General features: G+C 63.3%; 12 protein-coding genes and 1 pseudogene. 9 read left to right on the top strand and 4 right to left on the bottom strand.

Annotated elements, in window-relative coordinates; genetic code table 11:
* Positions 1–10: 10 nt before the first annotated feature.
* On the bottom strand, positions 11–289 hold the full coding sequence (locus H7I57_RS31700) for a helix-turn-helix domain-containing protein (RefSeq protein ID WP_011767802.1): 279 nt from the start codon (positions 287–289) through the stop codon (positions 11–13).
* Positions 290–452: 163 nt separating this feature from the next.
* On the opposite strand from H7I57_RS31700, the gene H7I57_RS31705 reads away from it, so the two are divergent.
* The 3 genes from H7I57_RS31705 to H7I57_RS31715 all read left to right on the top strand — a co-directional run bounded on the left by H7I57_RS31705 (position 453) and on the right by H7I57_RS31715 (position 1,846).
* Positions 453–1,205, top strand: a complete 753-nt coding sequence (locus H7I57_RS31705) for a TniQ family protein (protein WP_011767803.1) — start codon at positions 453–455, stop codon at positions 1,203–1,205.
* 86 nt (positions 1,206–1,291) lie between these two features.
* Entirely contained in the window at positions 1,292–1,618 is a 327-nt protein-coding gene (locus H7I57_RS31710) for a hypothetical protein (RefSeq protein ID WP_131722613.1), read from the top strand.
* 45 nt (positions 1,619–1,663) lie between these two features.
* Positions 1,664–1,846, top strand: coding sequence for a type II toxin-antitoxin system Phd/YefM family antitoxin (locus H7I57_RS31715; RefSeq protein ID WP_041321980.1), 183 nt, complete (start codon positions 1,664–1,666; stop codon positions 1,844–1,846).
* A 332-nt stretch (positions 1,847–2,178) separates the two neighbouring features.
* Here the strand turns inward: H7I57_RS31715 and H7I57_RS31720 are convergent, their stop codons facing one another.
* On the bottom strand, positions 2,179–2,412 hold the full coding sequence (locus tag H7I57_RS31720; RefSeq protein WP_011767805.1) for a DUF2188 domain-containing protein: 234 nt from the start codon (positions 2,410–2,412) through the stop codon (positions 2,179–2,181).
* Between the two features lie 113 nt (positions 2,413–2,525).
* Positions 2,526–3,677, bottom strand: a complete 1,152-nt coding sequence (locus H7I57_RS31725) for a hypothetical protein (protein ID WP_233211217.1) — start codon at positions 3,675–3,677, stop codon at positions 2,526–2,528.
* Between the two features lie 86 nt (positions 3,678–3,763).
* Here H7I57_RS31725 and H7I57_RS31730 point away from each other — a divergent pair, with 86 nt between their 5' ends.
* From H7I57_RS31730 to H7I57_RS31750, 5 genes and pseudogenes are all read left to right on the top strand, one after another.
* Positions 3,764–4,105 (top strand): antitoxin Xre/MbcA/ParS toxin-binding domain-containing protein, encoded by a 342-nt coding sequence (locus H7I57_RS31730; protein WP_011767807.1) that lies wholly within the window; start codon positions 3,764–3,766, stop codon positions 4,103–4,105.
* A complete protein-coding gene (locus H7I57_RS31735) occupies positions 4,102–4,662 on the top strand; it encodes an RES family NAD+ phosphorylase (RefSeq protein ID WP_011767808.1) in 561 nt (186 codons plus the stop codon). Before H7I57_RS31730 ends, H7I57_RS31735 begins: the two co-directional genes overlap by 4 nt.
* 579 nt (positions 4,663–5,241) lie before the next feature.
* On the top strand, positions 5,242–5,691 hold the full coding sequence (locus tag H7I57_RS31740) for a hypothetical protein (protein WP_011767810.1): 450 nt from the start codon (positions 5,242–5,244) through the stop codon (positions 5,689–5,691).
* The gene (locus H7I57_RS31745; RefSeq protein WP_011767811.1) at positions 5,688–7,049 is read left to right on the top strand and encodes a hypothetical protein; all 1,362 of its coding nucleotides are present in this window, start codon (positions 5,688–5,690) and stop codon (positions 7,047–7,049) included. Before H7I57_RS31740 ends, H7I57_RS31745 begins: the two co-directional genes overlap by 4 nt.
* A gap of 548 nt (positions 7,050–7,597) precedes the next feature.
* Positions 7,598–8,906 (top strand): annotated as a pseudogene (locus H7I57_RS31750) (L,D-transpeptidase).
* Between the two features lie 31 nt (positions 8,907–8,937).
* Here the strand turns inward: H7I57_RS31750 and H7I57_RS31755 are convergent.
* Complete coding sequence (locus H7I57_RS31755) at positions 8,938–10,698, bottom strand: fused MFS/spermidine synthase (RefSeq protein WP_443678348.1); 1,761 nt, start codon at positions 10,696–10,698, stop codon at positions 8,938–8,940.
* Positions 10,699–11,058: 360 nt separating this feature from the next.
* Between H7I57_RS31755 and H7I57_RS31760 the strand changes: the two genes are divergently transcribed.
* Positions 11,059–11,724, top strand: coding sequence for a DsbA family protein (locus H7I57_RS31760; RefSeq protein WP_011767814.1), 666 nt, complete (start codon positions 11,059–11,061; stop codon positions 11,722–11,724).
* Positions 11,725–11,786: the final 62 nt, after the last annotated feature.

Below are 11,786 nucleotides of genomic sequence, written 5' to 3' on the forward strand. Positions count from 1 at the left end.
ACGTACTGGACTACCGCTGCGCGGTAGCAGCCGGATCGTCGACCACGATCTCGTTCACCGACACCCCGAGAGCCTCGGCAATGTCATACACCCGCTCGATCAACACCCCACGCCGGCCATGCTCCATCTGAATCAACTGATTGCGCGCCACCCCCGACTCCAGCGCCAGACTCTCCTGCGACAACCCCCGCTCCAGCCGCAACGCGCGGATCCGTGACCCCACCAACGCGCGGCGACGCTGCCACTGCTGGGCACGGTCGGGATCATCGGCAGGAAGTCGTGTCGGCACCCCCAAGTAGTCACCTGCGATACACGAAAGTCAGCCCACCAAGAAGGGCATAAAAATATGTATCGCTAGCAGTACATTGAGGTGTGAGTGAGGCGCGAGGGGCAACCGGTCAATACCGGCTCAGCCAGTCCTCGCGTCCTCGAGTCGACGTGCCACCCCCTCGATGTCACGGATCGACCGTAGCTTTCCGCTGCGGGTAGCGCCGATCCAGGGCGAGGCGCTTGACTCCTGGCTCGACGCGATCGCCCACCGGCACCACGTGCCACGCCGAGCTGTCATCGAGCGATGCGCCATCGCACCCATTTCGTTCTACGGGGCCTGGATACGCCTACTCACCCCCGCCGATATCGACGGAATCGCTCAGGCAACCGGCTACGGCCGCCATGTTGTCAATGCGTTGGCGTTGCCGCGCAGCGGAAGTGGTGTGGGCCCGCTCAGCGGTGGACGAACGCTGCTGTCCTCGACTTGGGACTGGCGCACCTCCTCACGTTGGTGCCCACAGTGCCTGACCGACACCGGAGGGCGCTGGCTGCTCGCATGGCGACTCAACTGGACCTTCGCCTGTCCTACCCACAAATGCCTGCTGCAGGACGGTTGCCCGAACTGCGCTGCGCCGCAACGCTACCGCCCACCCACCTACATGATCCCCGAGTTGGACCGATGTGCTCAACCGATCCTCGACCTCGTCGGGCAGCGGCGGCTTTGCGGCGCCGACCTGACCCGCGTTCAGCCAGCCGATCACCCCCTGAGCCTCTCGATGGCGCGGACCCAGCGGCTCATCAACGCGCTGCTCGCGGGAAGACCAAGGCGGCTCCGCGTGTACGGCGCACATCAACCGAGACCACACGAGATGCTCATGGACGTGAAAACCCTTGCTCGTACGTCTTCACACTTCTCGGCGGCGCCGCGGACTTAACGCTGCGCTCCGACAACGCTGTTGCCGCCAGCCCAGACCGCAGCAGCAAAGGACGAACCACGGCCCGACCCACGATGCCCTCCGCCGTGCACACCGCAAGAGCCAGTACCCTTGCCGCCGCGGTACTGGACGCTCACGACCCGACCGCCGCGCAGCACCTGCTCGCTGAGGTCATCCTCGCTGACGGCAAGTTCGAATCTCATGACGTGTACCACGACGAGGCGCTCACACCGCTCGCCCGTCTCATCTGTCAACGCGCCAGCGAAGACGCCCGAGTAACGCTCAAGCTCCGACGCTGCTTCGACATTACCGCCGCCAACTCAGCACAAAGCCGCAAGAAGAACCGTCTGGCCCGCGCCACCGCCCGCATCGACTCGATGTCACACCACTCCGGGACGCGGTGGTCTCGGTGACGCCCGCCGCAACCCGCGGGCCGCGCTGCGTGGTACGGATCCGACATGTTGCGGCCCCTGATGATTGATCCCTCGCTGCCGCGGATCGGTGTGACCGAACTACGCCGCCAGTTCGGCCGAATACTCGGTGAAGTAACACAGGGACAGACCTACGTCATCACCCGGCGCGGGCGAGAGATCGCGGTGCTCATCCCGGTGGAGGAATACCGCCGCATCGCAAATAACTGACTGCGCGATCACTGGGCGGCGTTCTTGCGCGCTTACGTCGACAACGCGCATGTCGGCGGTCGCGGCGGCCAGCGTTGACTTAGAGACGCTCGGCTGTGATCATTTGCCACCGTGACGTAATGGCCTTTAGTCGGTAAGAACCGACAGGCCGAATCCCATACCCGTGGGAGCGACAGTTCCCGCATGTTCGGCGCGTGGACAGAGGACGGCCACGCAATTCCGAACTCGTAGTGGTTGTTGCCCCTGTAATCGTGCGTCGCTGCTCGTCGGGTAGCTTCCAGTTCTCAAGAACCAGACTGCGCAGGCTGCCGGCAGGGGATGACGCGCCCGCTTCAGCCCTTCGGCGGGTAGGGGTCCCTTTTGCCGACTGTGTCCGTGTTCCGAATCTGGTTATTGTCTTTGCGGTGGTCTCGAACCTCGCCGCCGCCGCTTCGTTCTGCGAAACCGCGCGCGGCCTCGTGCGCCTCGGCCTGGGTCTCGTAGCGTCCCGCAGCTTTCTCTGCTCCCGCACGTTTGGCGCCCCAGTCACCTGAATTTGTGTCGTACTGCACGTCGTAGTCAGCCACGATGGTTCTCCTAATTGACCGGATCGGTTGTTGGCAACCTACTCCCGCAGCACGACACGGACGCTGAACCGGCACCTGGATTCGAGCGCTCATCTAACCGGCGGCGGCGACTTCTAAGAAGCCTGCTGCTGTTCGTGTTGTATCTCGTCGATGAGGCTGCGCAGCGTGCGCGTACCCAGTTTGTGTACGTCGTCGCTGAGATAGTGCTCGTTGACGCGTTCGCGGAGTCCGATCGCAACGTTCAGGCGGTCAATTTCCATCGCCCCGCGCCAGGGTGCGGGCCGACGAAGCATCTCGGCCACCTCGCTGGACCGGGAGTGCAGGTAGTGTGCTCTTCGGTCGTCGAGGGGTCCTGTCACGCTGTTGCGACACGATCCGATACGACACCCGACGCGAGTGCGAATATCGGTGTGACTCAACAGCTGTCGTGCAGCTTTGGCCGACACGGTGGCTCCGAGTAGGGGCAGGTAAATGCCGCCGGCGGCGCCACCGCCTTGGTCCTTATCCGGGTCGGGGGCCTTACGGTAGCGAGCCATCGTTTGGGAGTGGTTGACCTTCTCGAGCATCCCCAGGCCGACTGAGTAGGCGTCGGCGTGACCCATGGCCAGTGCAGCGCGGCCAATGTTGCCCGACAGCCCAAGCGTGACGGTGAGGTCGTGTTCACGGAACTGGTCGAGCACCCCAAAAGCGGCGCGGATCTTGCGGATACCTTCGTCGTCGCCACCGAAGGGCGAGAAGCGGATCTCGACGTCGTTGATCCCTGCGCCGGCGTACTCGGCGGCAAGGTCGATGCCGAGGCGGCCCACGGCGGTGGTCGACACCGTGATCACGGCCCGGGTGGGCTTGTCCTCGCCGACGGCCAGCCGGGTCCGTTCGGCGAGGTCGACGTTGAGGCGTGCGGTGCGCTCATCGGTCACATAGAAGTGCGGGGCGGTGAAGTGAGTGACCCGCGCCGGGTGCTTGTCCACAGTCAGGCCGACCAGTGCGGCGCGTGCCGCCTGGTCAGCGGAGAGGTTGTCAATGTCGTAGGGCTGCCCGGTCCACAGCGGGAACTTGTCGAGGCCGAAACCCTCGTCGGCCAGCCGTTCTGCTGCGGGCTCCCAGTACACCTGCAGGCCCGCGTCGGCGGCAGCCGCTGCCGCAGCCGCTTGGTGACGCGCAGCCTTGGTATCGAGGGTGATGGCGTCGGTGCCGGCGTGCTCGCGGGACAGGAAGTCTTCGACCGGCTTGTGGTCGTTAGGTCCCAGCCGAAACTGAATGCCCATCGTGGTGAAAGTCCTCTCGCCCCAGGCGTCGTTTCGTGACAGACTACATGACATAGGGACTGACAAAAGGAAGACAGGCAGACGATATGGGAGCTAATGCGCTCGCCTCGACCGTGTCGAGTGCGATCGAGCGCTTGGGATTGACCTACGAGGAGGTCGGCGGCATCGTCGATGCCTCAGCGCGCTCGGTGGCGCGCTGGACCTCAGGTCAGGTCGTCCCGCAACGCCTCAACAAGCAACGACTAATCGAACTGGCCTACGTCGCCGACGCGCTGTCCGAGGTGCTCCCCCGCGACCAGGCCAACGTCTGGATGTTTTCGCCAAATCGATTACTCGCGCACGGCAAGCCCGCCGACCTGGTACGCGACGGCGAATACCAGCGCGTCTTGGCCCTCATTGACGCCATGGCCGAAGGGATCTTTGTGTGAGCGATGCGCTCGACGAAGGACTGGTGCAGCGCATCGACGCGCGTGGCACCATCCAGTGGTCGGGAACGTGCGCTCGGTACACCGGCGCCCGCCGTGATCCTTTATCGGGGGAAGGGGCACGCAGATTCGGCGGCAGGTGGAACCCGCCGTTGCTGTTCTCAGCGATCTATCTGGCCGATTCCGCGCAAGCGTGCATGGTTGAAGTGGAACGCGCCGCGCAGGCGGCATCAACGACCCCGGAGAAGCTGCTCGAAGCCTCCTACCGGCTGCATACCATCGAGGCCACCGACCTGTCAGTCCTGGATCTCACCACCCCAGAAGCCCGCGAGGCGGTAGGACTGGAAGACGACGACATCCACGGCGACGATTGGTCGGCCTGCCAAGCAGTAGGTCATGCCGCATGGTTTCTGCATGTGCAAGGCGTCCTGGTGCCCGCAGCCGGCGGAGTCGGCCTAGTCATAACCGCCTACGAGCAACGCACGCGCCCGGGCCAACTGCAGGTCACTCGCAGCGAGCATCTGACGCCTGCCCGCTACCGCGAACTGCGGCAACTGTGATCAACATCCATTGCTCCTCAACCGCGTTGACTGAGGGCCGTCCGTGAGGGGATGTGAGTGACTCACGGCTGCGCGAACGGCTCAAAGCGACTCGTGCACGCAAGTCGTCGCCGACCACGTGATGCCGGTCAGGGGTGACCCGCTGCCGTCGGTCAACAGCGGAACGACGGGCACCATCGATGCCTGGCCAGGTTGGGCTCACCTGAAGAAATTCGGTACCGACGGTTCCGGTATGTTTCGTCCTCACAAAGTACGGCGATAGTACGTAGGCGTCGGAGGAGATGAGTCCCGACCCGGCGCGCGGGGCTATCGGATGGTTGGCGTCGAAGGGGGTGTCGCTGATGTCCATGGCGATCGGTGGCCCACGGTGCTGATCGACCTTCTAGCGAGCGAAGCCGGTCGAGGCGCGAATCCTCCGGCGATCTCCTACCTCGCTACCGACGTCGGCCTGTGGATGTCGCTTCCAGCGTTCGCGCCTGCATTAGTCATCGTTGGTGTCGTCTTCTTTACTGCCCGTCGGAACCGACGTCGCGAACCAGGTTCCGCGGAGAGCCCCGTCGTCGAGAGGAACGAGAACGCATGATCGCTCGGACACTCCAGTTCAGCGCCGCCATCGCAGCTGCGGCGACGCTATCTGCCCTAGTCGGCTGCGGATCCACGACGACGGATTCAACATCGTCGACCAGCCAGGCTGCGTCGACAGCCGCCACGACGATCTCCACGGAGCCGCCTCGGCCCCAACAGGCGTCACCAGCGACTGACGTCACCCTCGTTGTGGTCTCGATCGCCGGGGGGACGGTCACTCCGACGAACGGCCAAGCGCAAGCCACAGTCGGAAAGCCGATTGTGCTGCAGGTGACCAGCGACGACGCCGACCAACTGCACGTCCACTCAATACCTGAGCACACCTTCAGCATCGAACCGCGCCCAGATCAGACTTTCGAGTTCACTGTCGATGTGCCCGGACAAGTCGACATCGAGCTCCACGACCTCAATCGCACTGTCGTCACCATCCAAGTTCGGCCGTGACTCCGCACGTCGAAATCTTCGCGCACGGCGTAGGAGGTTCCACTGACCTTCCTGTACCGCTGTCGTTCGCCCTCATCGGTGCGGCATGGGCCCTGACGGCAACTTTCGCGATCGTTGCCCTCGCTTGGAAGCACCCGCGCTTCGACCCCGCAAAGCCCGGCCGCGAATTACCTGCCTGGGTCAGCCGTGCCGTCGACTCTCCGACGGCGCGCTGGATCATCGCGATATTGGCACTGCTGTTTGCGCTATGGGTTCTGGTGGCCGCCATATGGGGCCCCGCCGGAAGCGACAACGCTCTGCCCGGCGCGTTCTACGTCCTACTTTGGGTCGGGCTCGTTGCTCTCTCGGTCTGCGTCGGCCCAGTCTGGCGATTACTGTCGCCGCCACGCACTGTTTATCGCATTTACGGCATCGTTCGACGAAAGGGTCCCGATAGCTCGGGCCGCTCCTACCCGCAACACTGGGGTTACTGGCCGGCGGCCTTCGGGCTTTTCGCCTTTGTCTGGCTGGAGTTGGCCAGCCCTGACCCGGGCTCCCTGGCTGCCATCAAGACATGGCTATTAATTTACGCACTGGCTATGGGGTTGGGTGCGTGGGCTTTTGGCGCACGGTGGTTCGCGCGGGCAGACCCGTTCGAGGTCTACAGCATGGCGGTATCGCGGCTATCACCTTTTCGGCGTGCGCCGGCATCGGGACGAATAGAACTCATCAATCCCCTCGATCATCTACCGACGCTGCCGGTGCGTCCTGGAACCGTCGCCGTTCTGGCGGTGCTGCTGGGCTCTACTGCGTTCGACAGTTTCTCCCAGGCTCCGGCATTCCGAAACTTCGTTGATCGCACCGCAACAGGAGTTCCGTTCTTCGGAGACGCCGGCGGTGCGACCGTGCTGCGGACAACGGCATTGGTCGTGTTCGTCGCGGTTGTCGGTACGACTTTCTGGGGTGCGGCACGAGCAACCGGCGGCATCAGCCCTCAGGAGCGCCAACGACTTCCCGGCCAGTTAGCGCACTCGCTGATACCCATCGTGGTCGGCTACATATTCGCCCACTACTTGTCTTACCTCGTCGAACGCGGACAGGAAACTGTCGTGCGCTTGGCTGATCCGTTCGGCCTGGGTTGGCGACTGTTCGGATTGGCGCCGGATGACGTCAGTTACGTCTTGTCTCAACATCCGTCAGTGCTCTGGACGATCAAGGTTGCCTGTGTGGTCGTGGGGCACATCGTGGCGGTGATCTCTGCGCACGATCGCGCTTTGCGGTTGTTGCCGCAACAGCATCAGATCACCGGTCAGGTGGCGATGATGCTGACGATGGTCGGCTACACCTTCACCGGTCTCTACCTTCTGTTCGGAGGCTGATAACAGCCTCTCTCGCAGATTTCTCAACGTCCTACTGAGTGGCATAGTAGATTGTGGACCCGTCAGGTGAGGTGGGACCGATCCCGACTAAGCACTGTGGCGGAATCCTGTCGGGGGATTCCGCCACAGTGTTACTTCGAGCGAGCTCCCGAAGCGGCCGTCCAGCTGGCGTCTAAGCCGGAGGGTGAGCCTATTTTTAGGTGGGTCCCGCCGACGGCGTAATACCCATATCGCCGACACCGGTTGGTCAGCCGCTTGGGATTTGGGCGCCGCCCTTCTGCTATCCCACCGCGCCGGAACGGCGGTTGGTCGTCCCACCAACTACTATGTGGGTACGTAGTAGCAGGAGCGGGACCCGACGGATTGTTGTGATGAAAGTGTTGAGTGAACGACGACAGGTAGTGGCGCTGAGCGTGTTGTCGGCTGTCGCGGTACTCGTGACGGCATCGCAGACGAGTGCGCTCAACTCTCGGCTGTCGAATACGGTGGTTGCGCCCGGTGCTGTGGAGGTTGAGCAGACGCCGCAGGCCGCACCCGGGCCTCCCGCAATCGAGATTCTCCCCCGCACAGGCGCGAGCGATGTGGTCCCTGTCGGAGCAGTGACTGCGCCCGGTGCTGTGGAGGTTGAGCAGACGCCGCAGGCCGCACCCGGGCCTCCCGCAATCGAGATTCTCCCCCGCACAGGCGCGAGCGATGTGGTCCCTGTCGGAGCAGTGAAGGTGACCGCGACTGTTGGGACCCTGACCGATGTGCGTATGCAGAACGAACAGGGCAGGGTCGTTGCCGGNCGAATGGTGGGGGGCGGACGCGCCTGGGAGCCCGCCGAGCCACTCGGATACGGNCGGTCCTACANGCTCAGCGCGACGGGCCNGGGNGCTGACNCCCGNACCGTCACGTCCGTTTCGGAGTTCTCCACCGTCGCGCCGCAATCCCAGGTCGGGGTCAGGCTGGGCATGACTAACGGAGCGTCGCTGTCGGAGGGCGGCGTCTACGGTGTCGGAACCGTGATTCTCCACCGTCGCGCCGCAATCCCAGGTCGGGGTCAGGCTGGGCATGACTAACGGAGCGTCGCTGTCGGAGGGCGGCGTCTACGGTGTCGGAACCGTGATCGTGGCAACCTTCGACGCCGACATCCCGGACCGGGCTGCGGCCGAATCGCGGCTTGAGGTCAAAACGTCACCCCACCTAGCCGGTTCCTGGATGTGGGTCAACGATCGCAAGGCGCACTGGCGGCCCCGTGANTATTTTCCTTCCGGTACTGAGGTCACGGTCAAAGCCGATCTCTACGGCNCTGATCTGGGTGGTGGATTATTCGGAGAACAGGACAAGCAGGTCAGTTTCCGGATCGGACCGTCTCGTGTCGCGGTCGCCGATGACACGACCAAACAGGTCAGTGTGTACGAAAACAGCCGTTTGGTCCGCACGATGCCGACGTCGATGGGCCGGGGCGGGACGCAGACTGTCGGGGGCAAGACGATTGCCTTTTGGACCCAGCCTGGCGTTTATACGGTGATGGAGAAGCAGAATCCCGTCTTGATGGACTCGTCGACCTACGGATTGCCCGTCGATTCTGCGTCGGGGTACAAGATCAGCGTCCCGCACGCGGTGCGGATCAGTCCTGACGGCATCTACCTGCATGAGCGCGAGGCGACGGTGTGGGCGCAGGGAAACACCAACGTGTCGGCGGGCTGTTTGAATCTGAGCGCGGAAAACGCCGAGTGGTATTACGAGTTCGCCAATCCGGGCGATGTTGTCGAGGTCCGCAATACCGGCGGCGCACCGCTGGAACAGTGGCAGAACGGAGATTGGTCTGTGCCCTGGGATGAATGGGTGAGTGGCAGCGCTTTGCGTCCCTGATCAGTGTTCGATCGAGGCTGAGCGTGACAAGTCACTCGCCGGTCTGTCGACGGTAGGGATCGAGAAGTTGATCGACGGGCGCGTAGTCGTCTGTCAGAACTCGCGCGTCGCCGATCCACCTGCTGAGTTCTTTGCCGGCAGTGATCGTCCACCCGGTTTTGCGGGTGTTCAGAACGCGCTGAAGCGTGTCCGGGTCAACTGGTCGATCGGAAGCGAGCACGACCAGGTTGCCACCATCGGGTGTCGCAGCGGTATCGACGCCGACGTCGCCGGCCTCGGCGGCGACTATGACGTGATCGAAAATCTCTGTGAGTGTTGAGACTTCGGCACGCGCAAACGCCAGCTCGCCGTAATCGATGAGATTGGCAATGTACATACCGTCGTCTTTGAGGACTCGGCGTACGTCTGTCAACGCTTCCACCGTCGTCAGGTGCCATGGCACGCTCACGCCGCCAAAGGCGTCGCCGACGATCAGATCACGGCTGTCGTCATCGAGCCGCGCAAGGCCCAGGCGGCCGTCCTCGACGCGCACCTGTGTCCCAGCGTTGGAAGCCGATCCGAGTTTGTCTCGGTCTATGCGCACCACGCCGCCGTCGATTTCGGACACCACGTTGCGTGTTCCTGGCCGCGTAGCAGCAAGGTACCGCGGGAAGGTGAGGCCGCCCCCACCAAGGTGGTATGCCTCCAATGCCTTCTCGGAGGGGAAGGATGCGTCGACGACCGAAGCAAAGGCGCGCACGTAGGTGAATTGCAGGAGAGCCGGATCTTGGAGGTCTATGTACGAGTGGCGCGCGCCATCGAGCATGAGGATTCGGCCGCTGTCTCGCTCCGGGTCGGCGATGACTTGGGCGCAATGGTATTTGGTTTCCACGTCGCAACCGCCGGGTGCGAGATAGCCAGCCAGGCCGGCGCCGACGGTTGTAAGCGTTAGTACGGTGGCGCTTACGGTGTTCCGTCGGCGCATGCGCCACTGCACAACGATGCCGCCGAGTACCAGTATCGATCCGAGTCCGATGAGTATCACGCTCACTGGTATCCGCGACACGAGGACAAATCCGGTAAGCACGGTGCCGGCGATGGCACCCATGGTGCCTACACCAGACAACTGACCGACAACGGTGCCGGTCTGGGCGAGCTTGATCAGGCGCAGCTTGGTCACCATCGGTGTGACCGCCGATAGTAACGCTCCGGGTGCCAGAATCGTGAGCGTCGCGACTAGCAACAGCGTCGCAGGTGCCCATTCGGCCGCCGCGCGGACGGCGGAAGGCGTGAAGGCCACGACTACCCCTGATACCCCTAGCGATGTCCCCAGCCAGCGGCGCGGATCATCGCGGTCGGCAAGCCGGCCGCCCGCCCAGGACCCAAGGGCAATTGCGGCCAAGGCGATTCCGATGACCAGGGTGCTNCCCAGCCAGCGGCGCGGATCATCGCGGTCGGCAAGCCGGCCGCCCGCCCAGGACCCAAGGGCAATTGCGGCCAAGGCGATTCCGATGACCAGGGTGCTGGTTTCCAGGGTCAGCCCGAGGTACGGCGCAAGCAACCGCAGCGCGGTGATTTCTACCACCAGCACCGCAGCCGAAGAAGTGAACACAAGGACCGTCGCGGTGCGGGCTCCAACTTCGGGCAGCGTTTGAGGCGACGGATGCTCGTCGGGTACTGGAGGGGTGCCGGTCACAGTCTCAATCCTGGCAGCAGGTCGCCAGCGTCTGCGGACAACAACTGAGAAAGGGGGGTGTGCCAGTGCCAGCGGTAGCGGTGCGCTGCGGCGGGACGGAAGGTGGTCAGCAAGCATCGGCGGGCGAGGGCTCAGCACTGATGTCGTCGCGAGAGGTCTGTGTCTGCCGACGTTGAGTTGGACAGTGTTCAAGACCGATGAGTCTCGAAACCTGTTGAAAAATAATATGATTTGGTGGATATGCGGATGAACTCCGCTGTGGCGATACGGGGGCTCTAGAGCCTCCTTGCAAAGCTAGGAGCCATGGCGTTATGCATGGTTGATTCGCGACGCACTCTGAGCCTTGAAACGGAGTGGGAAGGGCAAGTGCGGAACGCTTGAACGTGGGGGAGAGCTATCGTGGTAGAAATATTTACGTAGATACACCGTAGATTGCTCAGGCTCACAGAGCGCTACGGAGCGAAAGGAACTGCCGGCGTGAATCCACTGACTCGAATTCTGCTGACTTTCTTCATAGTCATCACTGTCGCCATCGGTGCCGGTGTGTACTTCTCGACCCGAGATGGCGGAACCGCAGGATCAGGTGGAACACAGGCTGATGGCGAAGCCCAGGTAGTCCGCGAGAACAGTCATCGCCTCAGTTCCGCGCCCGACAGCGATGTGACCTTTGTCGAGTTTCTCGATTTCGAGTGCGAAGGGTGCCGCGCGGCGTTCCCCGCCGTTGAGCAGCTGCGCGCCCAGTACGGCCAGCAAGTCACCTTCGTCGCCCGGTACTTTCCGATGCCTGGCCACTTCAACGGAGAACGCGCGGCGCGCGCGGTAGAAGCGGCAGCGCAGCAAGGCCAGTTCGAACCCATGTACAAGAAGATGTTCGAGACGCAGAGTCAGTGGGGCGAAAAGCAGGTACCCGCAGACGAGGTATTCCGCGGATTTGCAACGGAATTAGGTCTCGACGTGGCCGCGTGGGAGGAGGCGTACAACGCTCCAGCCACCCTCGATCGAATCGAAGAGGACGTCGCCGACGGCACCGCCCTCGGCGTGCAGGGCACGCCCACATTCTTCGTCAACGGAAAGCAAATAGAGATCAAGACCTACGCAGACCTGGGCGCTGCGATCAAGAACGCTCTCGGTGAGCAGCAGTAGTCAGCGCCTGGCGGGCCCCAACCCGCTTCGGCGTGGCGAACCGAGACCGTAACGGGCTATGC

This window comes from Mycolicibacterium pyrenivorans (genome assembly GCF_025821625.1).
In the GTDB taxonomy this organism is placed as follows: Bacteria; Actinomycetota; Actinomycetes; order Mycobacteriales; family Mycobacteriaceae; genus Mycobacterium; species Mycobacterium pyrenivorans.

Bases quoted from the DNA above. Each gene is read 5' to 3' on its own strand.
- H7I57_RS31715 (WP_041321980.1), top strand. From the start codon at position 1,664: ATGTTGCGGCCCCTGATGATTGATCCCTCGCTGCCGCGGATCGGTGTG.
- H7I57_RS31725 (WP_233211217.1), bottom strand. From the start codon at position 3,677: ATGGGCATTCAGTTTCGGCTGGGACCTAACGACCACAAGCCGGTCGAA.
- H7I57_RS31705 (WP_011767803.1), top strand. From the start codon at position 453: ATGTCACGGATCGACCGTAGCTTTCCGCTGCGGGTAGCGCCGATCCAG.
- H7I57_RS31740 (WP_011767810.1), top strand. From the start codon at position 5,242: ATGATCGCTCGGACACTCCAGTTCAGCGCCGCCATCGCAGCTGCGGCG.
- H7I57_RS31730 (WP_011767807.1), top strand. From the start codon at position 3,764: ATGGGAGCTAATGCGCTCGCCTCGACCGTGTCGAGTGCGATCGAGCGC.